Genomic DNA, 23,700 nt, shown 5'->3' on the forward strand with positions numbered 1-23,700 from the left:
CCTATCTTCGTTCTCGGTTTAAAGGCTGCAGGAGACGCAGCCCTGGACTTCGGTTCCTTCGAGCGAAGCCTGACGGACACGCCAGTAGTAGATGGTCTTGATGCCCTTGGACCAAGCGTAGTTGACGGCGCGGGTGAGGTCGCGAGTGGTCGCCTTCTCAGTGACAAAGAGTGTGAGGGAAAGGCCCTGATCGACGTGCTGGGTTGCTTCCGCATAGGTGTCAATGATCTTTTTCAGACCGACATCGAATGCGCTCTCGTAGTAATCCAGGTTGTCGTTGGTCATGTAAGGAGCCGGGTAGTAGCAACGACCCGTCTTGCCTTCCTTACGCGTCTCAACACGGTCGATGATCGGATGGATCGAGCTTGTCGAGTTGTTGATGTAGGAAATCGAGCCTGTCGGCGGGATTGCCTGGAGGTTCTGGTTGTACAGACCCCACTTCATGACCGATGCCTTAAGCTCCAGCCAGTCTTCCTGCGTCGGAATATGGATACGAGCCTTCTCGAAGATTTCCTTCACTCTCTGGGTCCGGGGACGCCAGATTTTGCTGGTGTACTTGTCGAAATATTCGCCGGACGCGTACTTCGAGGCTCCGAAGTTACGGAAGGTCTTGTTACGCTCCTTCGCGATCATGTTCGATGCACGGATCGCATGGTACGTGACCGTGTAAAAATACATGTTCGTGAAGTCGAGGCCTTCGTCGGAACCGTAGAAAATACGCTCACGCGCCAGGTATCCATGCAGGTTCATGGCACCGAGACCGATGGCGTGAGCACCTTCGTTGCCGTGACGAACCGACGGAACTTCTTCAATGCTGGACTGGTCAGAAACTGCCGTCAGGGCACGGATAGAGGTTTCGATAGATTTGCCGAAGTTCGGGCTGTCCATCGTCTTGGCGATGTTCTGCGAGCCGAGGTTGCACGAGATATCGATACCGACCTGGTCGTGAACACCAGAGCGATGATAGGTCGACGGCGCATTGACCTGCAGGATTTCCGAGCAGAGGTTGCTCATATTGATGCGGCCTTCAATCGGGCTCGCACGGTTGGCCACGTCCTCGAACAGCATGTACGGATAGCCGGACTCGAACTGCAGTTCGGCGATGGTCTCGAACAACTTGCGGGCGTTGATCTTGGTCTTCTTAATGCGGCGATCATCGACCATCTCGTAGTATTTTTCGGTGATCGAGATATCCGACATCGGCTTGCCGTAGACGCGCTCAATGTCATAAGGCGAGAACAGATACATGTCCTCGTTGCGAGCAGCGAGTTCGAAAGTGATGTCCGGAATGACAACTCCGAGCGACAGACGCTTGATACGGATGGCATCGTCAGCATTTTCGCGCTTGGTGTCCAAGAAACGCATGATGTCCGGATGGTGAACGTTCAGATAGACGGCAGCAGCACCGTCGCGCGCACCCAACTGATTGGCGTAGGAAGAGTCTTGCTCGATCTTCTTCATAACCGGAATGACGCCGGAAGACTGGCCTTCGATCATCTTGATCGGGGCATACTGCTCGCGGACATTGGTCAGAAGAATAGCGACGCCACCACCCATCTTGGAAAGCTGCAGCGTTGCGTCGGACGACTTCGAGATCGACGTCATGCTGTCTTCGGTGCGGATCAGGAAGCAGGATACAAGCTCGCCGCGCTGAGCCTTACCGGCGTTGAGGAAGGTCGGTGTAGCAGGCTGGAAACGACCGGAAATGATCTCTTCCATCAGATTGCGGGCCAGAGCTTCGTCACCATCGGCCAGGGCAAGCGCAACCATGCAGACGCGGTCCTCGAACCGCTCCAGGTACTTCTTGCCGTCGAAGGTCTTCAGCGTGTACGAGCGATAGTATTTGAACGCACCGAAGAACGTTTCAAAGCGGAATCGCTTCTTGAAGGCAGCGGCAAACAGGCTCTCGATGAATTCAAAGGAATACTTGTCGAGAACGTGCTGCTCATAATACTTGTGCTCCACGAGATAATCGAGTTTCTCCCGCAGATCGTGGAAGAACATGGTGTTCTGGTTGACATGCTGCAGGAAAAACTGGCGCGCAGCGGCCTTGTCAGCGTCAAACTGGATTTTGCCAAACTCATCGTAAAGATTGAGCATGGCATTCAGTGCATGATAATCGAGGTCTAGACCGTCGAAACGGCTGACCGGCTTTAGTGAACGAGCGTGTTCCATCTAGTTTCCATCCCGGTTTTGATGTTGCGGACATCCTCGTCCGTGCCAAGCAATTCGAATTTGTAGAGAAGGGGGACGCCGCACTTCTTTGCGACATCGATGCCGCCAATGGCGTACATCTTCCCGAAGTTCATGTTGCCGGTGCCGATAACACCGCGCAGGAGCCGACGATTGTCAGCATTGTTCAGGAACCGGATAACCGGCTTCGGAACCGAGCCGCGACCATCTGCGGCGGCAAAGGTCGGCGTGACCAGGATGAACGGCTCACTCACGAGCAAGTCTTCATCCTTCGGGCTGATCGCAATACGGTCAGCCGCCAGTCCCAGCTTCTGCATAAAGCGATGCGTGTTCTGAGACTGGCTGGAGAAATAAACGAGCGAGGCCATCGAAGGTCAGGAAAACCGTATCAGGCTGCGATCTTATTGATCATGTCCGGACGGAAACCGGCCCACTGAAGATCACCCGCGATAACCACCGGGAACTGCATGAAACCCATGCCACGCAGTCTCTCAAGCTGCTCTTCATCAGAACGCTCGACGTGAACGGCCTCAAACGCAATGCCCTTGCGCTCCAGAGCCTTCTTGGTTGCGGTGCACTGATTGCATTGTTCGGTGGTGTAAACGGTAATCGACATTTTCTTCCTCTTTCTTCAACTCGAAACAAAAGAAAGCGGAGCGAAATCCCTGTCCCATCCAGACGATGTCTGTGGGTCAAATGGCGTCCGGACGCGCTTTCGAGAGTGCCGGTTTCCCCGGCGGTGATACCTGTCCTTACAGGCTTCCAATAGATCAATGGTCCGGAACTTAATCGCGTTGAGCAACACGTTTTTTGCAAGAAACCGGACCCAGAAATCCTGGGTCAACGTTATTGGTTGACCAGCATAATTCCTTCATGAGGTCTTAGCCAAGGGCGTCGGTGTCACATTTATTTTTTATTTTTCTTGCTATGGCGAGTTGACATTGAAAAAGCACCGGAAACCTAGATGTTGTGGATAAATCTTTCGGCCGACACTATTCGTAGCCAAGCGCCGATAAATTTTATACCGAGTCCGCCGCAAGGAATTCCTTCAAAATTCGTTGACTAAAAGGAATTATTCGAATAACGGTGCGCTGACATCAAAGGAGTTCTGCCCATGACCCTGCCTTCTGCAATGAGTTTTTGCAATCTAAAGGATTTCGCTTCGACGTTTCGCGCCGCAGAACGGTACGCCGGGCCAGATGGGCATCTTGCGACAATGACCGAGATCATTTTCGGGCGTATTGCCAACAACAAAAAATCGATCTTCTGGAACAGCTATTTCACGACAATGTCGGCGGAGTATTACGGCCTCTACAAGGGCGAAAAGCCGACAATCGTTGTGGCACATGGCATCGGGCCGCTCTCGACGCTTGAAGGTATCGAGAAAGCTTACCGAGCAGACCTGAGCAGGGATGACCGCCCTGAATACGGCCAGGTGAGCCAGGAAGTTTTCGACAAACTGGTCGAGGGCGATTTCGGCAAAGTCGAGATTGTCGACGTTGAGGAACTTTTCACCTATTACAATTTTATTCTGGGTCTCGCCTACAAGAACGGTAAAAGCAATTTGCCCGGCCTCTACGACAATGGGTACTTCACCACGCGCGCCCTGGCAGGTGATCCTTTGTATCTCGCTCGCGTCGGCAACTCGGATATCGCACTGACCTATCTGCATACCCACGACCGGATTGCTCATGCATATCACAGGGAAACAAAAGACATTCATGGCGTCCTCATCGAGGATAATACGCCGGTTTACGCCGCCAAAATGGACTGGTCCTACCAAGCGCCATACGACCACTACGACGATGTGAAGAAATGGTACATCCGCAAACCGGCAATCGACCGTTTGAAGGGCAAAGGCTTCGCTTACGCCCATCTACTGTCGGTTGGTCAGCTCACCAGAACTGGCCTGTATGTTACCCGATACGACCAGCTGACATTCGATATCGGTACGCATGGCTGGACAGATGGTTATCGGCTGCTCGGAATGCGCAATGGCAGTTGCATAGATGTAAAGGAATTCCGGTTCTCGAAAGTCGAAAGCAAGACTCCGAAATCGGCCTACGTGAACCCCGTAGGTGAAACGCTTCCCGAGTTCGTCTCCCTTATTGAGGTGAACGACAAGCTTTTCACGGAAACGCCGAAAGGAGGCTGCTCCGTCGACAAAGGAACGGCTGTCTTCGAGGTTGCCGCTGCAAAAAAGATTGGCGAGCCAGTCCACATCAATCTGAAGTCAGAAAACATGTTCGTCCTCCGGTATGATCTCGAAGAAGTCCTGGCGATTAAGCCAGACGGCGCGAACGCTTACCTGCGCACCGCCTACGACCCCCGGGGACAGTGGATCATCGTGCAGTTTTACGAGATCGAAGTGAACCGGGAGACCCGCCTGGTGAAAGAGGAGGAGTTGGCAAGCGACCTTGATCGACTGATGACGGTAATCGAGGAGCTTGAAGCGGCATGAGCGATCAACACAAGATCATCGATCCTGCGGAGAATCAGCTCAATGGTGGTCGCAGCCTGCCATTCGACCGCGATGTGCTTGGGCGTATGGTGCGCGAAGCCTGGGTCAGATGGGCCGAAACGCAGCCCAACCCAAAGCCATCCTGGCTCGTGCCTTACGAAGCACTGGACGAGGCGGACAAGGAAGCTGACCGGCAAATTGGTGAGAACGTTGCACGCTGGACGCTGGCGGGTGACGCTGCGCGCTTTTCCATGCTGGCCGAGCGCATGCCTGAGGCTAAGTTCATCAGAAATCTCGTCAGGTCCGTCGAGTGGGCCAAGCGCCGTCTGATGCGGTATGCGCTCGCCGAACAGCGTGGCGAGGTCCAGGGCGGCGGCAGAGAATGGGAACGACGATGCTGGGCCGCATTCTCCGACTTCGATGCCGTCATGCAAGGACGAGAAATGGCCAACGAAAGCTCGCAGGCGTTGCCCGAGAGTGATGAGACCGATCCACGGCCCCGCTACACTACGAAACGCCTGCAGGATGAAATAGCGCGGGCGCGCCTTCAAGGGAAGCTTGAGGCAATCGAAGAGCTTGAGCGTAAGGCCGTGAGCCAAAGAGCCTACTTCGATCAGAAGCAGATGACTCTTCCGGGCCTTGAGGATTACACGGACGAAGAGGGGTATCTGACGCTTCCCGACGATATCGGTCCGCTGTTAACGGGACGAGAAACAAACGGCCGTTTCAGCGAGGCAGATTGGTGGCTGAGCACCATCCAGGCGCTGAAAATCGAGACTTTTGCCTACAACCATCAGCCTGACAAGAACGGGGACTGATCCGATGAAATGCTGTGACCGGGTGAAATGCTTCGAATGTGAGGGCACGGGCTCTACCGTTCCTGACTGTCGATTGTGCGATGGGCAACGATCCGTTCGCCTAAAGAGAGCCTACGCTCTCGGATGGAAGAAGAGCGATCTACCCGATAACGGGGACGGAACCCATTGCGAGTGTCCGGAGTGCTACGACGACGCGGGTCCATGCATGTTCTGTTATGGCGACGGTTACACAGACCCGTTCATCGAGTCTCAGCAGCGCGCTCGCATCCTAATCATGGCGAAATACAACGACAGGATGCCAGTATGTTTCCGACGTGACCGTATCGGCCGATTGTCCATCGACAAGGATATTTACCTGTTGAGCAAATCGCACGCCAGGAAAATGCGTGATGAAGGGCTCATCCAGTTCTTCGGGTCTTTTTTCGGAGACAGCCTGATGATGAACGCCGCCGCTAACCAGGCTGCAATGGAAGCCGAATTCCTTTACAGGGATTTGTGCAGGCAATTTATCAGGGACAAGCAGAAGTTAAAACTGGAAGGTGAACTCTACACAGAGATTAAGCACCGGCCTATGTATGCGGAATGCGCATTCTGAAAAAATAAATGAACATGACCCACGGATCGAGAAACGAAGATGGCTGATCTGATCGACGAAGTTGACCTGAGCCTTCCTGCTGTCATCAGCAGGATCGAGAGTGCACTCAAAGCTGGGCCTACGGCCGGGCCGTGGCTGGAAGGCCATCTTTGCGACGACAATCATCGTTGCAACTGCGGCTCTATCCTGTCCGATACCGGAATTATGGGCGCGGTGGCGACGGTTCATCATGATAACGGCCTACCCGTCGGCGAAGGTGGGAATGATGCTCCGCCGAAGAGCGAAGCCAAGGCCAACCAGCTTCTCATTTCGGCCTGCCATCCCCTGGCAATCGAGCTTTTGCTGAAAACGATTGAAGATCAGGCATCGATCATCGACCGGGTAAAACATGAAGCCAGCCGGACGCCCGAGCGCTTCAGAGTAACATATTCCAATCCCGATGGCGGCGAGGCGACGCTTCAGAGGCATTCCGAAGGTGAGTTCGTGACATTCGACACCTATTCGAAGGTAGTTTCCCTGCTCGCTGACAATGAGGAAGCCAAACATGGCTGACAAGGTCTATACGGATGGCTTTCCAGACGGCTGGGTCATGGTTCACCGGGATGACTGCACTCTCCTCGGCTATCGGGGCGATCTGAACCCGTTCGGCTCACTCACGGTCGTCTGCGCCGCGCCTAAGCTCAGGCAGGGTGAAGAATGGCTGGACATGGCCAAGGCAATCGCGGTCGCAATGAATGGCGCAAAGAAACAGGAAACAGACAGAATCCTGGACGAATTCTGCGACAGCTGCGGTATTGGGCCACCCTACGACGACAACGATCAGCCTATGGTCAACGTTCGCGCCACGGTGACCTGGAAATGCGACCGCTGCGACCACACAAACGAACGTCCGCGCAATCTGCATCAACACAGTATCGGTGATGCCGCTGCCATTGCCGTGGACACTGCAATCAAGAAGGCTGGTAGCCCAAGACCAAAGCTGTCGCAACAGGTCGAAAAGCTGCTCATCGACGCAGCCTTAATTGCAATCGAGACAGAACGCGCACAGAAGCCTCAGAATTCCTAAGACTTCTTTTACCACGAATTTTACATTTCGAAGGATTTCAGCATGCCGGACTATATCATAAACGAATTTGTTTTCTCTGATCTCAGCGACGAGGCCATCGCCGAAATTGAAGCGTTGACCGTTAACGGTGAAGGAATTGTCGACTTCAACATTCTACTGCCGCTTCCTGATCGGCTACGTGGGGAATGGAAGGATGGCGACATGGAAGAGGTAATTTCGATTTGGGGAACCAAGTGGAATGCACAGGCGAACCCACCTTTCAAGATGGTCAAGAAACCAGGCGACGGCCGGATAATTCTTCGTTTTCTAACCGCGAATAATAAACCGTGGCATTGGATGACCGCCCTTCTGGCAAAGGTGCAAACGTCTGTTCAGTACACGTGTGCTGGGGAGGGCAATTCGGATGGCAATCCACCTTCGATCATCGTTCGAAAGAACCCATCTCCGAACGCCAAATCGAAGGGGACAAGGAGCTGCTCAAGCGCATGAAGAAGCTCTACAAGAAGGCGATGGCTATGAACCGGGAGCCGAGCTTGAAGGAGAACGAGGACGTGACTTCACCCGGCCAAGAAGTTTCGACATCGAATGACAAATCAAAGAAAATCGATGACTTGGCGTGGGAAATCACCCGGGCTGTCACCAATTGCCCGCATGATATCAACGCTGAAAAAATCATCCTGAAGTTCGAAGGAAATTCTGAAGGGCACAACGCGTTGAACCAGTTGATAAGGCGTGTCAAAGCGGCCCTGGCAGCAAACCCCACGTTTTTCGGCTAGAGCCCTTAATCAGGCCAAACGATAGGACAGGCGAGCGCGATCAGTGGCCTTGGGGTGGGAACCGGGATTTTACCGGTGACCCTGGCTGAAGAAGCGCGCCCGCCTATTTCCGGTTGGTAAAGTGCTTCTTCGCGAGGCTTGGCGATGGCAACACCTTCAATCGGCTCCAATTCGCCTTTGGCGACACTGGTGACGGGATGCGGCTTGATGCTACCTGCTCTCGTAATCGTTGCCTCGAATGCATGGGCGGCGGTGAAACCAAAAGGAATGAGCAGCGCTGCCAGGAACACAGATTTCATTGATATACCGCCTCCAGCGACTTTTCGAAGACTTCCTGCATGAAGGCCAGGCCGAGATTGACCCGGTTCGTCGGCCCGTGCTTCTTTCGCGCGGCGTTGAAGATCGCCTGCGCTTTATCAGGCGAAAGACCGATGTATTTCTGCAGCCGGTTGATCGGGTAAATCTTATATTCGCGAGGGCGGGAGGCCGATGCGTGAAGGACATCGAGCCACTGCGCGTCATGCTCGGGAGCATCTGTGAACACCAGGTGTGATGCAAGGTCCGCCTGGAGGTGGGCAGCGATGGATTTCGCATCTTCCCCAAATCGACGCAGATGAGAGTGGCTCAAGCCATGCATCTGCTCCGCAAAGGAATCCCAGTGGGTTAGTGACCAGAAGGGGTCGGGTCTGACCAGATAAGACGACAGCCGGGGCGTCCAGTTTTTCAGAGCGTCGAGACCATAGGTTAGATAACCGACTTCAACAGGAAATGACCCGGACATAAGCCCGCTTGCCTTGACGTCAATCAGAGCGACCTGTCGTTTGATGCGGGGAATATTGGCCATGGGTCAACTGAACGAGAATTTCTCCAATCTAGTAGAGTGGCAGGTAGGAGTTCTGTCAACGTGCTTGTTCACTGTCGAAATGCGCTGATCCGTCAGACCACGAAAGGATTTATTCGTTACATTGCCAAAGCCAGTACGGGTTCATCCTTGAATACAATCTTGGATTCTGCCTTGGTAAGTGCGGCCAGCAATTTGTCAGCCGGTTCGTTCATAGCTCTGAAATGCTGATCCACGACCGAGCGAAACCAATCGTACTCGGCTCGATCAACCAGAATGGATGACAATCGACGAAACGCGTTATTGATCTGACCGAGTACGCGCTCCTCCTGTTCGTTCGGACCAGACCCTTCAAAATCGTCATACTCGACGAGGGCGAGGTCAGTGAGATCGGAGCGCTTGAAAACGAGGATCGCTCCTTTCCTGGTCTGAGCTGCCAAGCCAGTCTTTAGCTCATACCAGTCGTAGAGAATTTCGGAAAAATCCTCTTCGCTCGCCTTGCCGAAACTTTCAGCGATTGCCAATGATCTCGTAAGACTGACGCCTAAAGGCCCTCCGTGATCGCGTATGTCGTTCCGAAGTCGGTTATCAACGATGATGTTGGCCACGTTTTCAAGCGAGCAACCATGCAAGAGAACGGTCCCTGCATTCACGGCCTCTTCGATCTCATTCTCATCCATCAGCACTTTCCAGCCCGGCCAAACCTTGTCTAAACATTTTCGCCAGACCAAATGCGACAGACAAGGCATACTATCCGCCACCAACGGTTTTGACAGATGCCAGTCTGATGGAGATATTTGTCTCAGACCTGTGAGGAACCTGGACAATGACGCAGTCTACCGTGAACGCAGTAGCCATTCATGTAAGCGGATCGACAATTACCGACTTGCTGCGACAGAACCTACTTGTGAACGGCGACCGCGTGGCATTGAACCTCGCCAAGGCGGAGTTTCCAGCTCTTTCGACCGATCAGGCAATTCAAATTTTCAAGGGTGAGAAACACTTCATTGATGATCCCAAGGGGGAACCGGGAGACATTCTCCTGGTCGACGATCCGGACAGCTCGGAATGGCAGGAAGAACTGGCCGATGCCTATGATGGCATCTGCAAGATCGGGAGCGGTTTCTACCGGCCATACGGCTATGTCGTCGACTACGGGCCCGAGGACATGCCCAAAGAGTTCGACGCTTTCGACGCTCTGAATGAGCGTGATGCAGAAGCCCTGCGGCGCAAGTCTTACGCGACCGAAAACGTCCTGAGATTGCTTGAAGAACATCCTTATGCGTTTCCGGGCATCACATTCGAAAGCCTCGGGAAGAGAACGATGCACTATGCGTTCGGGGAAACCGATAAAGCCGTACTTTGCAAACTGAACATATATGGCGACGGTCCCCTTACGCCTCTATGGGTTCTATTCTCGGAGGCCGAACAGCCGCCATTCTGGTACGTACCAAAGACAGCGCAAGAAGTTGCGACGGCCATGGTTCATGAACTCAACGTGCTTGGCTACCAGAGGAGCTACGGCTCGATAGACCTCAGTGTCGAACAGGACATCGAACGGATGACACGTCAGGCCAAACTCAACCTCGCAAACACTGGCCTGCGTTACGGTACTTCCAATGCAGCTCAAAAGCTTGAGGAGTACATTCAGTCGACAAAATCGGCCGAGCCTCATCATTACGACGAACGACGTGAACGTATCCTGCAGCAGAACCGCGATTTGGGCCTAGGCTTCAGGGCTGTCGATTTCGGAGGTGATATCGGCATCAGGGACGTCCCGAACGGGCCTCTTCTGCGATGGGCCCTTAAACGCGGTACCGGCATGCGCGATGCTGGCCCCGTTTGGCAGCCCGTCAGCATGTCCGGCCTGAAGCAGGCAGGGGATGATCCCATCCATACCGACTGGATCACGGGAGCTGGACTGGAGCAGCACGATTTCGGCAAAGAGCCTTTGATGTCCATCCAGAACGACCTGGCTCGGCAAATTCAGGAAGAAACACTGGGCTTCAAGATGCACGTCCTTGTCGCCGGGAAGCAAGGCGCAACCGGAGTGATCAAGCATTGCAAAAAGGACACGGAAGTCGACGCCAATACCATCGCAGTCGTCGCCAATTCCAGCATCCATTTTGACCGGATCGCCCGGGAAGCTGCAGCCGTTATCGTCCTAGAAGGCGGAGGACTGTCCCACCTCGCAGTGAACGGGCTGGAAATGGGGCAGGTGATCATCCGCGATCCGGAAGCCCGGCAAAAGTATCCGGAAGGATCGGTTGTGACCATCGACCTCGTCGCTGGACGCGTCATCAAACTGTCCGAGCCCAAGCTCGAACTCGACAACGAAGACGGGCTGAAACCCCGCATCTAGCCGGACGCGAGATTGACGACGCCACAAAACCCGAGATAGGGTCGCCCATCGAAAATGGAGCGACTCATGGGAAAGGCCCAGCGTGATCTGTCATTGGACAGCATCGACGACGCAACGCAGGAAGAGAAAGACGAGGCGCTCAAGATCGTTCTCGAAATGCTGGGACGTCATGGCAACTTTCCGGAATGGGTCAAGGACCCGCCGGAGTGGTGGGTGACCATGTACCTTCTGGAGCCGAGCATGGCCGGGCAGCGCAACGAGATCGCCTTCGAACGGATACCAAGTCGCCCAGGTTGGTATAAGGCACTTCACCCGCTTCTCTATCATCACATGATGATCATCGGTCAAGTGGATGACCGCGTCGGTTACGAAGACAGGTGGTGTTTCGAGAACTTCGAATGCGCGCTGGAGGCGTTCAACAACTGGGACGGTGCCAAGGGAACCGAACCCGAAGGCTGGCACAAGCACCCGATCACTGGCAGGACGCGAAAGAAGCTGGCCGATGGAACATGGCTGGATACGACCGGCAAAATCGAAGGAATCGACTTCTGACGTTCAGGGACGGAACGTCGAAGTCTCTTCAGGTTCCTCGTCAGCACGAATGCCAAGACAATAATCGAGCGCCAGAGCGGCGGTAGATTCGTCCGGAATGAGTCCGTCTGCTGCCCATTCGTAATACTCTGCATAACTGCTGCCCCGTGGCGGTGGAGGCTCACTCCTCCCATGCCAGCGTGTCTTGTCAACCTTCGCAAGTTGAGCCGGTGGCTTTGGTGGCGCGGCGGGCGCTGGTCGGCGCATCTGTGATGGTGCAGGACCTGGTGCAGCAGGACGAGCGGTTGGCGACGCTTTTGCGGCTGGAACCGGAGCTGAAGGTTTGAAAGCGAACGACTGCTGATCAGTCGTATTTGCTGCGGGTTTCTGTGCCGACGCGGGTTTGTTTCCGGCGGTCGGGAAACGTCCTGCTACTTTAAAGGCCATGTGTTCTCTCCGGATTTGTGTATTGAAGCTTCGCAATTTCGAGAAGCTCATTCGCGTCAAGCGTGAACTGGCTGTTCTTCCAGGTGTTCTCCAGGTCGCTCAGCGCCGTTCCAAGCGAAGCACCGGCGGGAATACCTATCGCCAACAGGTCACGACCTCGTAGGGGAAAATCGGGGACACTTGCGAACAGGCCGTTGGCTGCTTCAGTGCGGCCGGTGGCATTCAGCACGGCCTTCAGCGTGGCTACATCAAACCCATCGTACTGCTTAACGCGCCAATAATGCGAATCAGGTGAGCCATCCTGGATCACGCGAGCTGCCGTCATGGCTTGTCGACGCTCCTTCGAGGATAGTCTCCAGCGATAGCCTAGTTTTTCGGCCTCATCGGCGTCGCTGACGATTGCGCCCAGTAGGATCGCAGAATTACTTGTCTCCTCTCGAAGACGCACGAACTGGTCGGTGAAGGAAGATGTGAACGGCAGGCCAATAACCTGAGAGACGCCAAGGGTCTCCATAGAAACCAGCTGGCTGGGCGACCGTTGGAGCGAAAGAATCTGGGAAACTTCTCGCCAGACGCGTTCGACGGATATCCTTTCGAGACCACCAGCATGCTGCTTGATCGCCTGTAACGATTGTGCGTGATCGGTAACACCGAAACGCCCACGAAAACGGAAATAGCGCAGGATGCGCAGGTAATCTTCCTGCACACGCTGCTCCGGGTCTCCAACGAAGCGAACCCGGCCGTTGTTCAGGTCATCAATACCGCCAAAATAGTCATATACCTTGCCTGCGCGGTCGGCGGACATCGCGTTGATCGTGAAATCACGCCGCTCCGCATCGACCTTGAAATCGGTCACAAAGCCAACTTCCGCATGACGGCCATCTGTCGAAAGATCAGCCCGCAAGGTCGTGACCTCGAATGGCTCGCCGTCGACGACGACGGTGACGGTTCCATGCTTCAATCCCGTCGGTATCACATCGAAACCCGCGTCCTCGAAAAGGTCGATGACATCTTCAGGCAGGAAATCGGTCGTCAGATCGACATCCTTGAACGGAAGTCCGGCGACAAGATCACGAACCGCACCACCAACAAAACGTACTTGCGCTCCGGCTTCCGTGAGCCGATCCATGATAGCGTGAACACGGGGATCATCGAGTTCTATCTGCATACGCGCTCCTTGCGAAGTTTTGCCAGGCGGCGATCAAGCCAGCGACGGAAAACATCATCCGCCTTCAACTCTTCGAAAAGCGCGGCCTCACTCATCTGCTCTGTGAGATAGCATTGGAAAAGGAGTTCATAACGGTCGCGCATGGGCCGCCCCAACAAGGAATTGTCGTGAGCGTGACAGGATTATCTGACAGTGAGAAGAAAAAAATGGGATTGAGCGAAAATGCAGCACGGATTGTTTACTGGTCTGTGTGGTCCCGTGAATTGCTTTCCGTGATAAGGATTTGGATGATGTTTTATCGCCTCACTAAAAAGGATTACCTATGATCGCGAAACTCGACGCCTTCCGCCCGCACGCCCTCAGCCTGGTCCGCGCGGTATCCGCCCTGACATTCATGGCTCACGGCACCATGAAAATTCTTCATTTCCCTGCATCGGAGAAAATTCCGGAAGTCGGGTCGCTGCCGTGGACTGCTGGCCTTTTCGAACTCATTCTCGGCTTTACGCTCTTCCTCGGCCTCGGCACGCGCATTTCAGCCTTCGTCCTGTCTGGTGTGATGGCATTTGCCTATTTCCTTGTTCACGCACCAAAGAGCTTCTTCCCGGTCCTAAATGGCGGCGACGCAGCAATCCTCTACAGCTTTATCTTCCTTTATTTTGTCTTCTCGGGTCCAGGTTCCGTCGCGCTCGACAACGTTCTCTTCAAGAAGAGGTCGGCTTAAGAAGTCAACATTGACGGTTGCGCCGACAACTGTTAATTTCGATCCGATAACAACGAAGGAGGACTTTTATGTCCTACGCAATGCACATCGCTCGCCGAGACGAACGTTCTGAAGAGGATATCTCCAGGCGGCGATAGCGTATGCGAGGCCGCCCGGGAAGGCGGCCATCGTTGAACATCGAAAAGATTTCACCACGGGCTGCTCATCGAGTGGCCCTTTTGTTTTGTCCAGTTTTTGAAATTCAACCCAACCAGAAAGGAAACGCCATGCCGGAAGACGGCGACGATAGCGACGAACGCGACGAAGAACGCTTCGTAGGACCCTCATTGCTGCCTTCATTCAACACGCATCAAAACGCGTGAACGATCCCTCATGTAATCACTGCTAAGGCATTGAAAATAAATAAAAAAATGCATTTTTGTTGTTGACGGCCGAAATCGGATGTGAGATAACAAATGCACAGACAGAGAAGACGGTTGCTTCGACACTCCAGCCTGCGGGCTCGAATGTTGGTTTTGAAACTTCCTGGCCAGGACGTCTCCTGTCTGACCGCCGATCTCGGTGCCAGTCCTGCTGGTAATGATCACGTGCACCTATCGTCTATCGGTTAGGATACTAGACTTTCAATCTGGAGAGACGGGTTCGACTCCCGTTAGGTGTACCACTATCAATTCTAGAGTTTCTCCAAGAATTGGTGATGTAGCTCAGTTGGTTAGAGCACTGGCCTGTCACGCCAGAGGTCGCGGGTTCGAGCCCCGTCATCATCGCCATCAATCAAGGAATTCACGCTTACCGTAGTGTAGTGTGCCAGCACCCGGGTCTCCTGGAGGGTCGTGTTTAAATCCGACCGGCAAGCGTGAAGTCAAAGAATGTGGGGTATTCGTCTATCGGTTAGGATACCAGGTTCTCAGCCTGGGGAGAGGGGTTCGACTCCCCTATGCCCTACCAATTCTTGGAAAAATTCTGGAATTCCCGTCGTCTAAGCTTCAGGACGCCAGACGTCACCATCCACGCCCTCCAGCGCTTAGGGCAATAAGGGATAAGTGACAGGAAATCCGGGTATGAAATCCCGGCGGGATCAGAATTCCAGCACGGCAAGGTTCGCCAGGTCGTTTAATCAGGACGCCGAGCACGAGTTCGGAAATGCAGGTGAAACTCCTGTCCTGGGCGAAGCCGTGTTGGAATACCTTTTGGCTCTGTAGCTCAATGGTAGAGCGCCCCGTTGTCTGCGGGTGAACGAGGGTTCGATTCCTTCAGAGCCGCCACCTTCTACGCTCGTTTGGTCGATCATCGGCCTTCCGAGCATGAGCAGGCCTCATTGAAAGCTGGTTCGGGTCCGAGCCAGTGGACTGGTCCGGTGATGACGCAAACCGTTCGCGAACGGCAGATCGGGCATCATTCTACAAAGGACCGCAACGACCGATATGGCAATGAGACCTGCCCCATAATCCTATTTCATGCCTCGGCCATAATCGTCCGCGTCGGCTCCTAGATTCTCGAACGAGATCGGACCGACGCGGTTCTGCTCTGTCCATGCAGGCAGCATACGTTCGACTTCCGTATCGACCTCGACGCCCAAGGATTTCAGCTTACGGCGTTGTGCTGGCGAGGCCTTGAAACACGAGCGATAGGTGAGGCCACGAGCGCCGCGATTGATGCGGACCCAGCCTTCCTGTTCGACTTCGACCTCTTGCTTGCCCATCCAGTAAAGGAGTTTGGCGTGATTTGCCCATCCACAGGAGAAAAGCTTTCCATCTCTATCGAGCCAGCCCAGCTTGCCGCTCAAATAGAGGAAATTCCCGTCGAGGATCACATTCCAGGCACGGCCGGGGGTCAACGGCCTTTTGCAAGGATCATCCGGATACGGAAAGGTCGTCATATTTTTGACGAAGGCGCGGAGATCGGCCTCGTTGTGCGTTGGTTCGGCATGAGGATTGCCGTCTTTATCCGTTAAAAACCATCGAACGACAGATTCGACATCGGTAATATCCGACATGCATTCCTCCAAAAAACGATCTGATCTACTAACGCGTAAATCGCGGCCGATAATCAGTTCGTTGCGTTATCAAGATCGTAGCGGGGGTGAAAGGCACAGACAACGGAGACGAGGGTCGCCGTCTGATCCAAGGGAGATCAATCCTTACTTCAAGGACTGGTCTCCGGAGGTAAGATTCCTTCTGCTTGCAGCCTGACTGCAGCGGCAAAAAGCCAGTTGTGGGATTAAACACACGACTGGCCCGTTACCCAATTTTGGCTATCTTGCCGCCCCAAATACGCTCTTCCGTGTTTCCGACCAAGACCGGATCACCATGCTGAAAACGATGAAGACCCCAGTGAAGGCATAACAACCCATAAGCATGGCAAGCATCCGCAAACCAATTGACATGCCCTCTATGTCGCCACCAAGTAAAGCAGTAACCGAGAGTACGAAAGCAACGACCGCCGACAAACCGCACAGAAAATTGTAAAAAAGAGATCGGTACAAACCAAAAACCACCGCGATCAATCCCTCGGCGAAAAGTGCCCGCAAAGCGATGTGGCCATCCGCACCAATTCGCCCACCAAGCCAAAACGCAAACATCCCAGCAGATGCAGTGAACACCAGCCAGGTAACAAGCATGAAAATCTTGTTGCCGAGCGCCGACACGATTGGATCGTTACCGTACTCTTCGGAGTAATGGTTGGGCATGATAATTCTCCATAAATGAAAGACATCGTTCCAACGACGATGGGCCTGCAATCTCCGTCAGTCAACAATTTTTGTTCGACATCTCGGTGTTGCAGCGAAAGTGATCGTTTGCTCATCGATGCCTTCTCGATAAATCCCCCACCATAGCGGGAATGACCCAAATGATTTCCTAGTGGGACATTTAAATGACGCGAGAAATTCTCTACACAAAGAGTTAACGTCTATTTTGCCACTGGGGATAATGGAGTGGAATTCCTTTTGTACACGATCCTTCTGATCGTGATCCTCGTCGCATTTGTCGGCGTCATGCTCTACAACCGGCTGGTTTCACTGCCTGAAGCAACATCGCGTTTTCGACCCACCCGTCCCTCAGACGCCGCGTACAACGACTTACCCATTTCAGCGGTCTGCTGAGCCAGCAGCAAGCCGAGGCTTGAGCCAGGCAAGGCAAGCAAGCATCCTATAGGTATCAACGCCCCTGCGGCACCTGCCGGTGCTTCGGGGGCTTTTCTATTCCAGCTTCAAGTGCTCGGTTCATCGCCACGGTAACGCTGCTGCAGCCACGGATCGCCCCGGACGTGGTAGCCACCGACCTCCCAGAAGCCACGCTGCTCTTCTTTCAAGAACGTGATCCGCTTGATCCATTTGGCGCTCTTCCAGAAATAGAGGTGTGGCAGAACGAACCGGGCAGGGGCTCCATGTTCGACAGTGAGCGGCTTACCCTGCCATGCGGTCGCAATCATCGCCTTGGCATCCGCGAAATCAGAAAGCTGAAGGTTCGTCTTGTACCCGTCATATCCCTCGATCATCACTGCTTTGGCTGAAGGGAGAGGCCGACAGAGGTCGAGGATGGTCGAAATCCGGACGCCGCCCCACTGATTGTCAAATCTGCTCCAGGCAGTAACGCAGTGAATGTCGACGGTCATGCTTGCCTGGGGCAGGGCGGCCAGTCGTCGCCAATCAATCACCTGAGGGGCTTCGACCTCGCCATCCAAGCGAAGCTGCCATGTCTCGACCGGGACTTCTGGGCGCACGCCAAGATCGAGAACCGGAAAGCCTTCCGTCAGCGTCTGTCCTGGTGGCAACCGATCCGTAGACCTTTCAGGCCGCCCCTGCTTCATGAAGCGTTCTTCCTGGATGAACTTTCGCTTCGCCCGGACAAGCTTGGACTCATCGACGATGAGGGCTCTGATCTCAGCCTCCGTCAAAGGAGGCTCCTCATCATCTTGTTTCCCTGTCCAACCCGCGACCCATTCGCCCAGTCGCTTCAAAACGTTTGCCATGTCGTGCTCCCTGCCTATCGATATCGTCCTACACGGCAGAGTGGGCCGCACCCCGAATATTGGCACAAGACAGGTTCTCATCTTTGGTGGTCTCAGCTTTGTTAGTTTCGACCCAGTCCGGCATAATGGGGAAAATTCGAGTGAGTCCCGAAGACGATGGCTATCCTGCGTTACCCCATTCCCTACCAAATCTACGCCGTGCCCAAGGGCATGAGACAGCCAAGGGAAATCGATGTTGCGGACGAGGTGGCTTTCAACATTCCTAACTGTGACGACATGGATGCTCCCGTCGTAGCCCGGGTGCACAAAGAATGGCCGTCGAGCGTCTTTCCAGCAGACAGCTATCAGAAGCGAAACAACATTCGCCCTCCGGAGCGGCCGATTACCGAGATCAGGAGCTTCGACGGCAAGTTCTATGCGGCTGTGGTCATCAACCGTGGCGTTCCGCATTCCTTCGCGAAGGTCGAAGACCTTGATGATGTGATGGGTGGAGGGCTCAACATGGCAACGTCCTTCACCCACCTGTACGCCATGCGAGATGAAAAAACAGCAAAGCGCCTTGCGTTGCAGAGGTCTGGCAATCTGAAGACCCTCGACGAGATTCCGCACAGCAAGCGCGATCTGACCACCGAGAAGCACGTTACGGCCCGGGAATATGTCCTCGAATTCGCAAGGGAAGATGCCAGGCAATATATCGCGATAGACGGCTTCCTTTGGCGCGCCATCGCAAAAGAGCCAAAGCTACAATACGAGGTGCCGGACACCGGACCGATTGCGGTTTCGATGGAAACTCCGTCCACCCGGAACGGAAAACGACGCCTATTCAATCTCAATCGACTGGATGATCTCATCGATCACCTGGAAACAAACTATCCCGGGCGTTCTATCGACATGCAGCTATATGATCTCGAAGTCAGCGACCCATCCGCCTTCACATTTGACGATGAAGCAGAGACAATGTGGACCGTCGGGCATGAACTGCGCCAGCATCTGTCCAAGAAAATCGATCAGATGCCGGAAGACGTTGCCGAAGCATGGTACGATCTTCGGGACGAACTCCAGAAGACCAATGAAGGTAACGCCCCGGAGAAGGCTGAACTGTTTGCTGAGCTTTCGACGAAGCTTCTCAATCATTTCGCCGACGACAAGACGCTCAACAACGCTAGGCGTGACCTGGAACGTTGGCACATGAGACCCGCACAAGGCGGTACCCGCCTGGGTTTCGGAGGCTGACAAAATGGCAAGAATCGTTCTCCCAGTGCGCCATTACGTCAACGCCAAGTACGGCCGCAACCGGACCCAGAAGATGCTGAAGGTCACGGAAGGCGTGGCTTTCGACATTCCCGAATACACGGGCAGCCAAGCCCAAGTAGTCGCCAGCCTCAACAAGCCGTGGCCGGTATCAGGATTGCCGGGTCAATGGGATGCCAGAGAACAGAGCGACGACAGGTTCAATAACGGCATCTTCGAGCTTCGACATGCAGATGGTGCATTCTACGCCCCGGTGAAGCGGTTCTCGAAAACCGAGAATATGATGCCGGAAAAGGTCACCCTCGATGATCTCGGCAATATCGACAACATCCGGTTCCGTTTCGCCTCGGCCTTCGATTCGACTTTAAGTTACGATGTGTCGCCTTCCAGTTTTGTTGAGGGCACAACGATCTGCGAGGGAGAGGAGAGCCTTACGGGAGACTGGGAGAGCCTGAAGGTCCGCGACATTGATCCTGACCACGATCACCGGGACAAGAACATCAAACAGGTCGCTCAGAGCCTGAAATTCGCGCTGATCGACGGCGATCTGCATCTAAGGTTGGAAGAAGAGCCGCGTATCCGTTACGTGAACTTTCCTGATGAGGTGTTCATCTCAATCGAGCAGAACGATCTACTGCCTCCAAAGCTGGGCGGATTCTTCAGGCTGGACCGAATGGAGGATTGTCTTGATCATGTAGCGGCGGCCTATCCTGGGAAGCCGATCAAACTGTGGGTCAGAGACCTTTCAATCTACAATGACGCGGTCCTTCAGTTAGAGGTAGAAGAAATGGCCTTGAGAGCGACAGCTTGGGAGGTTGTCCAATCCATAATGCGGTTCGGTAACCTCCTGAACGAAAATCCAGACGTCAGCTGGCTGGTACACCGGTTGGGCAACATCCGGCTAGACAACGCAACCGAAGCGGAATTCGATTACGTCTCTGAAATCCTGAATGAACTGGCAAAGCATGACCTCGACAAGTTCGGCGTCGACAACCAGGAGATCGCAGCAGCGGTCAATCGGTGGCAGGTCAGACCGGTGGAGCGAGGCCTCGCACTGTAAGGAAGGTATTGTTCAACGCGTAGGCGTGTGACTATCTCGAAGGGAAACACCTAGAGGCTTCCCATGACAAAGATCGCTTTCCCGCTACAATACACCCTGATGGCCGTATACCAGAGATTCCGCAGCGCTAACCCGCTGTTCGTGACGGAATCCGTCGAATTCGACGTCAGGGATTTGGACGAAGGCGAGGCACCCGTCGTCGCAAGCGTGGCGACCAGGTGGCGGCTACCGATACCTGGCATTGATCAATCACAGCCCCGCGCCAAAAGCGAGGAATACGCGATCCGCACGTTCGATGATCTGTTCTATGTCCCTGTCAGGAAATATACGAAGAACGACCTCAACAAATGGTTCGCGATTACCCCAGAGAGCTTCCCGGACCTTCATTTGAAGAAGGATTTTGCCGTAACGCCTTTCGAGGTGCCTGTTAAAAAGGCCAGCACCTATCCCTCAAATCCGGTGATCGGCAGCAAGACAGCGACAGCATTTGACGGTAGCCATAGTGACTATGAGGCGCACAAGGTAAAGCAGGTCAAGAATCCGGAAGCACGCGCCATAGCGCTGGCCGAGGCTGAGGAACTGATAAACCGGTTCGCCTTCATCAACGGAGAACTTTGGCTGGCCACCAAAAGCGAGCCCGTCATCCGCTGTGACCGAAAGTATGGCGGACAGGTCTTTATCGACATCGTCGAGGCGGGTGAGATCGGGCCAGAAAATGATACCTATTTCCGTTTGAACCGCTTGGAAGATTGTCGGGATTTCATCAAGGCCGCATATCCAGGCGTTGAGGTTGGCACACACATCAAGAACATCAAGATCAACGAGCCGGATGCGTTCAAATTTTACGATGACGCGAGCGCCCTTAAGGCGATGGCAGAAGAAACCCAACTGAAGCTTGCCAAGTTCGCCCCTCATGACACGGAGAACGAAGCGCTGCAGCTTCATTTCAAGCGGATCAGTGAGGCTTGCGATCAACTGAAAGACAGTTTCGAGCATGGAGATGATGTAGCTGACCTCATCTCGAACATCGCACATGACTTCTCCGGTAACTACCAGCTCAATATCAATGCGATGAAAGCAGTCGTCGAACGCTGGAACCTGCGGCCGGTCGAGAGCGCTATGGGAATGAGGCGCTGACCATGAGCGCCCTCATTTATCCAATTCCCTAACTTGCTTCTGATCGCCGACATATAATTTCGGTTTAATGTTGACATAGATGTTCGCTTCATGTTCTCTTGTTTTTACAAGGAAAACATGAAGCAGGTATTCGTTGTCCGAAGCTATTAAAGCGGAAAAGAGGGTTTTGAAACTGGCCGTTCCCGATAAGGAATGGGCAGCCGTCGCTCTCGCTCTGACCCGTGAGACAAAGAACCTCTATAACACCTGCACGTTCCTCATCCGTCAGATCAACAGCGCCTATGTCTTCAATCCTGAATCCAGAAAGTACCGTCTCAAGGACGAGTTGCACGATCATCAGCGCGACGCGCTGGTTTCCTTTAATAAGGTAATCGATATAGTCAACTCCAAGCGCAAACTGAAACTGAACGACAAGACTAGGTTCGTTACGTCACTCGAACCTGTCATGACCATTTCTCCATTGTACATTGCCTTGGACATTACTGTTCTGGACAACGTGGTCAGGAGCCACGTCGACCATGAAGGGCAGATCGTCTACCGACGCTTACCAGCGTCAGCTGCACAGCAGGTCGTCCGTTCTGTCATTGACGTATGGAAAGCATCACTGTCCTCCCAGCGTGACTTTGCCAGACATCCCGAAAAATACACCGGTCGACCGCAGTTGCCGAACTTCCAGCCGAAAGATGGGCATTTCCCTTTGGAAATACCCTATACGGCAATGACCCGTGGACTACCCAAGCCATCTACTCTTAATGAACTTGGCGACATTCCCGTAGATCAGCTGGAACGGTTTTGCTCCTACGACCTGAAGAAGGCCACTGTCGCAGTCTGCGAAAAACGCGGTTGGCTCAACGCAAAGCCGCAACATATCAGAATTGTCGCTGACGGTGCGTCAAAGGTGAAGATCGAAGCTGTTGTCGCTATCAACAGGGCATATCCAGAAGGGTCGTTGCTTCATCGGATTACCAAGGAATACCAATCTTCGTTCACAGACCTGAAAACGTTCGAAGACCGTGAAAAGTTCGTTCTGGACCATATCCTGCGGGCCGGAACGAAGGCGAACCTGGCTGGCATAGATTTTGGGCAAACAAACATTGCGACGGTCGGTTTTTCCACCGGCCATCGTGCCATCGTTCATTCCGGTGAACGCCCAAACGAGATCGTCGACCGATACCACCAGCTCATGGACAAACGTCTGGCCAGCTGCGCTACACCCCGGATGAAGGAACTGCAGCGTCTGCAGCAGGAACTGTCAGAGAAGGGTGAGAAGCTGGGCAAAGCTCAGCGGATCGAACTGCGCAAGGAGCAGCAAAAGGGCTTTGCCGATCCGGAATATCGGAACCTGAGTGCGAGGCTGAACCGGATCAAATCCGATTTCGAGCACAAGATCAGCACAGACATTGTCGATCAATGCGTGAACCGCAAGATCGACCTAATCGTCATTGGCAAGAACAAGGGCTGGAAAAGCGACATAGACAGCGGGAAACAACAAAACCGCATGTTCCGTGCGATTGCGCATGCTCGCCTCATCAGCCTGATCCGGTATAAGGCCGAAGCCTTTGGCATCGGCGTCGTCACCACTGAGGAGAGCTACACCAGCCAGTCATCCTTCATCGACGGCGATGAACTGCCGGTTCATGCCAAGGTGAAAACGAAAAAGGAAAGTTCACCAACCCAAACCGAGGCGGATCGATCCGTTCCGCAGCATAACTTCTCTGGAAAGCGCAGCGCCAAGAACCGCACATGGTTCGTTCGACACAATGTCGTGGCGGAGAAGCGTTTCTCCAGGATTCATGCTGACGTCAACGGAGCTTTCAACATTATCCGCAAGGTCTTCAAAAGCTTCTGTCATCACGCCGGACTGACGTATAAATTCACCGTCAGGTGGATCAGCCCCAGGCGTGGCGCAGTTGTTCCGATTGCCTGCCTCTAACGAGCCGGGCAATCGGAAATTCAGACCCCGTCGGGAAACCTTTGGCGAACGGGGCACGGCTCAGATATGAATTGTGAAACAAGCCAGTGACGATTGATGGGGAGTTTGGCGGCGTCTCTTCACGGAACCGGTCATTGCTCTGTCGACGATCTCGACCACAGATATTAAACTGGTGCTCGGGACCGACATCGGGGCAGACAGAACAGACTATTTCAATCTCAACCAGCTGGAGAAATGCCTGGAGTTCGCGGAACTGAACATCCCGGCTTCAAGGTCAGGCAGCACTTTTCCGACCTCTCCGTCATCGCTCCGGAAGCTTTCCACCTTCGATGGGGAGGTAGACGCCGTTGTTCGCGCAGCTCGAAATA

25 protein-coding genes and 4 tRNA genes are annotated in these 23,700 nt (G+C 53.9%); 19 read left to right on the forward strand and 10 right to left on the reverse strand.

What is annotated here, in order from left to right:
* Window positions 1-18 precede the first annotated feature (18 nt).
* The 3 genes from nrdE to nrdH are packed head-to-tail and all read right to left on the reverse strand — an operon-like array spanning window position 19 to window position 2,809.
* Window positions 19-2,175: a class 1b ribonucleoside-diphosphate reductase subunit alpha gene (gene nrdE / locus FFR93_RS07155; protein WP_138392655.1), complete on the reverse strand. Its 2,157-nt coding sequence runs from the start codon at window positions 2,173-2,175 to the stop codon at window positions 19-21.
* Window positions 2,154-2,561 (reverse strand): class Ib ribonucleoside-diphosphate reductase assembly flavoprotein NrdI, encoded by a 408-nt coding sequence (gene nrdI, locus FFR93_RS07160; RefSeq protein WP_138392656.1) that lies wholly within the window; start codon window positions 2,559-2,561, stop codon window positions 2,154-2,156. The genes nrdE and nrdI overlap by 22 nt, the downstream gene beginning before the upstream one ends.
* A 20-nt stretch (window positions 2,562-2,581) precedes the next feature.
* A complete protein-coding gene (gene nrdH, locus FFR93_RS07165; protein ID WP_138392657.1) occupies window positions 2,582-2,809 on the reverse strand; it encodes a glutaredoxin-like protein NrdH in 228 nt (75 codons plus the stop codon).
* A gap of 498 nt (window positions 2,810-3,307) precedes the next feature.
* On the opposite strand from nrdH, the gene FFR93_RS07170 reads away from it, so the two are divergent.
* The 7 genes from FFR93_RS07170 (at window position 3,308) to FFR93_RS07200 (ending at window position 7,909) form a co-directional block, all read left to right on the forward strand.
* Entirely contained in the window at window positions 3,308-4,654 is a 1,347-nt protein-coding gene (locus FFR93_RS07170; RefSeq protein ID WP_138392658.1) for a hypothetical protein, read from the forward strand.
* The gene (locus FFR93_RS07175; protein WP_138392659.1) at window positions 4,651-5,472 is read left to right on the forward strand and encodes a hypothetical protein; all 822 of its coding nucleotides are present in this window, start codon (window positions 4,651-4,653) and stop codon (window positions 5,470-5,472) included. Before FFR93_RS07170 ends, FFR93_RS07175 begins: the two co-directional genes overlap by 4 nt.
* A 274-nt stretch (window positions 5,473-5,746) precedes the next feature.
* Window positions 5,747-6,067 (forward strand): hypothetical protein, encoded by a 321-nt coding sequence (locus tag FFR93_RS07180; protein WP_138392660.1) that lies wholly within the window; start codon window positions 5,747-5,749, stop codon window positions 6,065-6,067.
* A 39-nt stretch (window positions 6,068-6,106) separates the two neighbouring features.
* Window positions 6,107-6,619: a hypothetical protein gene (locus tag FFR93_RS07185; protein ID WP_138392661.1), complete on the forward strand. Its 513-nt coding sequence runs from the start codon at window positions 6,107-6,109 to the stop codon at window positions 6,617-6,619.
* Window positions 6,612-7,133, forward strand: coding sequence for a hypothetical protein (locus FFR93_RS07190; protein ID WP_138392662.1), 522 nt, complete (start codon window positions 6,612-6,614; stop codon window positions 7,131-7,133). The genes FFR93_RS07185 and FFR93_RS07190 overlap by 8 nt, the downstream gene beginning before the upstream one ends.
* A gap of 42 nt (window positions 7,134-7,175) precedes the next feature.
* Window positions 7,176-7,622 (forward strand): hypothetical protein, encoded by a 447-nt coding sequence (locus FFR93_RS07195; RefSeq protein WP_138392663.1) that lies wholly within the window; start codon window positions 7,176-7,178, stop codon window positions 7,620-7,622.
* Entirely contained in the window at window positions 7,619-7,909 is a 291-nt protein-coding gene (locus FFR93_RS07200; RefSeq protein WP_138392664.1) for a hypothetical protein, read from the forward strand. The genes FFR93_RS07195 and FFR93_RS07200 overlap by 4 nt, the downstream gene beginning before the upstream one ends.
* 5 nt (window positions 7,910-7,914) lie before the next feature.
* Here the strand turns inward: FFR93_RS07200 and FFR93_RS07205 are convergent, their stop codons facing one another.
* The 3 genes from FFR93_RS07205 to FFR93_RS07215 form a co-directional block, all read right to left on the reverse strand.
* The gene (locus FFR93_RS07205; protein ID WP_138392665.1) at window positions 7,915-8,208 is read right to left on the reverse strand and encodes a hypothetical protein; all 294 of its coding nucleotides are present in this window, start codon (window positions 8,206-8,208) and stop codon (window positions 7,915-7,917) included.
* Window positions 8,205-8,753, reverse strand: coding sequence for a hypothetical protein (locus FFR93_RS07210; RefSeq protein ID WP_138392666.1), 549 nt, complete (start codon window positions 8,751-8,753; stop codon window positions 8,205-8,207). Before FFR93_RS07210 ends, FFR93_RS07205 begins: the two co-directional genes overlap by 4 nt.
* Before the next feature lie 116 nt (window positions 8,754-8,869).
* A complete protein-coding gene (locus FFR93_RS07215) occupies window positions 8,870-9,430 on the reverse strand; it encodes a hypothetical protein (protein ID WP_138392667.1) in 561 nt (186 codons plus the stop codon).
* Window positions 9,431-9,576: 146 nt separating this feature from the next.
* Here FFR93_RS07215 and FFR93_RS07220 point away from each other — a divergent pair, with 146 nt between their 5' ends.
* Both FFR93_RS07220 and FFR93_RS07225 read left to right on the forward strand, forming a co-directional pair.
* Window positions 9,577-11,112, forward strand: coding sequence for a hypothetical protein (locus FFR93_RS07220; RefSeq protein WP_138392668.1), 1,536 nt, complete (start codon window positions 9,577-9,579; stop codon window positions 11,110-11,112).
* A gap of 66 nt (window positions 11,113-11,178) precedes the next feature.
* Window positions 11,179-11,664, forward strand: coding sequence for a hypothetical protein (locus FFR93_RS07225; protein ID WP_138392669.1), 486 nt, complete (start codon window positions 11,179-11,181; stop codon window positions 11,662-11,664).
* 415 nt (window positions 11,665-12,079) lie between these two features.
* On the opposite strand, the gene FFR93_RS07230 is transcribed toward FFR93_RS07225, so the two are convergent.
* Complete coding sequence (locus FFR93_RS07230; protein ID WP_138392670.1) at window positions 12,080-13,258, reverse strand: CCA tRNA nucleotidyltransferase; 1,179 nt, start codon at window positions 13,256-13,258, stop codon at window positions 12,080-12,082.
* Between the two features lie 322 nt (window positions 13,259-13,580).
* Between FFR93_RS07230 and FFR93_RS07235 the strand changes: the two genes are divergently transcribed.
* From FFR93_RS07235 to FFR93_RS07260, 6 genes are all read left to right on the forward strand, one after another.
* The gene (locus FFR93_RS07235; RefSeq protein WP_138392671.1) at window positions 13,581-13,979 is read left to right on the forward strand and encodes a DoxX family protein; all 399 of its coding nucleotides are present in this window, start codon (window positions 13,581-13,583) and stop codon (window positions 13,977-13,979) included.
* 170 nt (window positions 13,980-14,149) lie between these two features.
* Entirely contained in the window at window positions 14,150-14,341 is a 192-nt protein-coding gene (locus tag FFR93_RS07240) for a hypothetical protein (RefSeq protein WP_138392672.1), read from the forward strand.
* 227 nt (window positions 14,342-14,568) lie between these two features.
* Window positions 14,569-14,643: transfer RNA gene (locus FFR93_RS07245), tRNA-Glu, on the forward strand.
* Window positions 14,644-14,672: 29 nt separating this feature from the next.
* Window positions 14,673-14,749 (forward strand) — tRNA-Asp (locus FFR93_RS07250).
* Window positions 14,750-14,852: 103 nt separating this feature from the next.
* Window positions 14,853-14,927: transfer RNA gene (locus FFR93_RS07255), tRNA-Glu, on the forward strand.
* Window positions 14,928-15,171: 244 nt separating this feature from the next.
* Window positions 15,172-15,244: transfer RNA gene (locus FFR93_RS07260), tRNA-Asp, on the forward strand.
* 185 nt (window positions 15,245-15,429) lie between these two features.
* On the opposite strand, the gene FFR93_RS07265 is transcribed toward FFR93_RS07260, so the two are convergent.
* From FFR93_RS07265 to FFR93_RS07275, 3 genes are all read right to left on the reverse strand, one after another.
* Window positions 15,430-15,975 (reverse strand): hypothetical protein, encoded by a 546-nt coding sequence (locus FFR93_RS07265; protein WP_138392673.1) that lies wholly within the window; start codon window positions 15,973-15,975, stop codon window positions 15,430-15,432.
* A 258-nt stretch (window positions 15,976-16,233) separates the two neighbouring features.
* Window positions 16,234-16,668, reverse strand: a complete 435-nt coding sequence (locus tag FFR93_RS07270; protein ID WP_138392674.1) for a hypothetical protein — start codon at window positions 16,666-16,668, stop codon at window positions 16,234-16,236.
* Between the two features lie 521 nt (window positions 16,669-17,189).
* The gene (locus tag FFR93_RS07275; RefSeq protein WP_138392675.1) at window positions 17,190-17,951 is read right to left on the reverse strand and encodes a sulfite oxidase-like oxidoreductase; all 762 of its coding nucleotides are present in this window, start codon (window positions 17,949-17,951) and stop codon (window positions 17,190-17,192) included.
* A 156-nt stretch (window positions 17,952-18,107) separates the two neighbouring features.
* On the opposite strand from FFR93_RS07275, the gene FFR93_RS07280 reads away from it, so the two are divergent.
* The 4 genes from FFR93_RS07280 (at window position 18,108) to FFR93_RS07295 (ending at window position 23,332) form a co-directional block, all read left to right on the forward strand.
* On the forward strand, window positions 18,108-19,184 hold the full coding sequence (locus FFR93_RS07280; protein WP_138392676.1) for a hypothetical protein: 1,077 nt from the start codon (window positions 18,108-18,110) through the stop codon (window positions 19,182-19,184).
* Window positions 19,185-19,278: 94 nt separating this feature from the next.
* A complete protein-coding gene (locus tag FFR93_RS07285; protein ID WP_138392677.1) occupies window positions 19,279-20,262 on the forward strand; it encodes a hypothetical protein in 984 nt (327 codons plus the stop codon).
* A 63-nt stretch (window positions 20,263-20,325) separates the two neighbouring features.
* Entirely contained in the window at window positions 20,326-21,399 is a 1,074-nt protein-coding gene (locus FFR93_RS07290) for a hypothetical protein (protein WP_138392678.1), read from the forward strand.
* A gap of 133 nt (window positions 21,400-21,532) precedes the next feature.
* A complete protein-coding gene (locus FFR93_RS07295; RefSeq protein ID WP_138392679.1) occupies window positions 21,533-23,332 on the forward strand; it encodes an IS200/IS605 family accessory protein TnpB-related protein in 1,800 nt (599 codons plus the stop codon).
* Window positions 23,333-23,700 lie beyond the last annotated feature (368 nt).

The sequence above is a fragment of the Rhizobium sp. MHM7A genome (assembly GCF_005862215.1).
GTDB classification, from domain to species: Bacteria; Pseudomonadota; Alphaproteobacteria; order Rhizobiales; family Rhizobiaceae; genus Rhizobium; species Rhizobium bangladeshense.

Excerpts from the sequence above, each read along its gene's own strand:
- FFR93_RS07185 (WP_138392661.1), top strand. The coding sequence starts at position 6,107 with ATGGCTGATCTGATCGACGAAGTTGACCTGAGCCTTCCTGCTGTCATC.
- FFR93_RS07220 (WP_138392668.1), top strand. The coding sequence starts at position 9,577 with ATGACGCAGTCTACCGTGAACGCAGTAGCCATTCATGTAAGCGGATCG.
- FFR93_RS07265 (WP_138392673.1), bottom strand. The coding sequence starts at position 15,975 with ATGTCGGATATTACCGATGTCGAATCTGTCGTTCGATGGTTTTTAACG.
- FFR93_RS07210 (WP_138392666.1), bottom strand. The coding sequence starts at position 8,753 with ATGGCCAATATTCCCCGCATCAAACGACAGGTCGCTCTGATTGACGTC.
- FFR93_RS07175 (WP_138392659.1), top strand. The coding sequence starts at position 4,651 with ATGAGCGATCAACACAAGATCATCGATCCTGCGGAGAATCAGCTCAAT.
- nrdH (WP_138392657.1), bottom strand. The coding sequence starts at position 2,809 with ATGTCGATTACCGTTTACACCACCGAACAATGCAATCAGTGCACCGCA.
- FFR93_RS07275 (WP_138392675.1), bottom strand. The coding sequence starts at position 17,951 with ATGGCAAACGTTTTGAAGCGACTGGGCGAATGGGTCGCGGGTTGGACA.
- FFR93_RS07225 (WP_138392669.1), top strand. The coding sequence starts at position 11,179 with ATGGGAAAGGCCCAGCGTGATCTGTCATTGGACAGCATCGACGACGCA.
- FFR93_RS07200 (WP_138392664.1), top strand. The coding sequence starts at position 7,619 with ATGAAGAAGCTCTACAAGAAGGCGATGGCTATGAACCGGGAGCCGAGC.
- FFR93_RS07170 (WP_138392658.1), top strand. The coding sequence starts at position 3,308 with ATGACCCTGCCTTCTGCAATGAGTTTTTGCAATCTAAAGGATTTCGCT.
- FFR93_RS07270 (WP_138392674.1), bottom strand. The coding sequence starts at position 16,668 with ATGCCCAACCATTACTCCGAAGAGTACGGTAACGATCCAATCGTGTCG.
- FFR93_RS07180 (WP_138392660.1), top strand. The coding sequence starts at position 5,747 with ATGGCGAAATACAACGACAGGATGCCAGTATGTTTCCGACGTGACCGT.
- FFR93_RS07190 (WP_138392662.1), top strand. The coding sequence starts at position 6,612 with ATGGCTGACAAGGTCTATACGGATGGCTTTCCAGACGGCTGGGTCATG.
- FFR93_RS07235 (WP_138392671.1), top strand. The coding sequence starts at position 13,581 with ATGATCGCGAAACTCGACGCCTTCCGCCCGCACGCCCTCAGCCTGGTC.
- FFR93_RS07205 (WP_138392665.1), bottom strand. The coding sequence starts at position 8,208 with ATGAAATCTGTGTTCCTGGCAGCGCTGCTCATTCCTTTTGGTTTCACC.
- FFR93_RS07215 (WP_138392667.1), bottom strand. The coding sequence starts at position 9,430 with ATGGATGAGAATGAGATCGAAGAGGCCGTGAATGCAGGGACCGTTCTC.
- FFR93_RS07290 (WP_138392678.1), top strand. The coding sequence starts at position 20,326 with ATGACAAAGATCGCTTTCCCGCTACAATACACCCTGATGGCCGTATAC.
- FFR93_RS07280 (WP_138392676.1), top strand. The coding sequence starts at position 18,108 with ATGGCTATCCTGCGTTACCCCATTCCCTACCAAATCTACGCCGTGCCC.
- nrdI (WP_138392656.1), bottom strand. The coding sequence starts at position 2,561 with ATGGCCTCGCTCGTTTATTTCTCCAGCCAGTCTCAGAACACGCATCGC.
- FFR93_RS07195 (WP_138392663.1), top strand. The coding sequence starts at position 7,176 with ATGCCGGACTATATCATAAACGAATTTGTTTTCTCTGATCTCAGCGAC.
- nrdE (WP_138392655.1), bottom strand. The coding sequence starts at position 2,175 with ATGGAACACGCTCGTTCACTAAAGCCGGTCAGCCGTTTCGACGGTCTA.
- FFR93_RS07230 (WP_138392670.1), bottom strand. The coding sequence starts at position 13,258 with ATGCAGATAGAACTCGATGATCCCCGTGTTCACGCTATCATGGATCGG.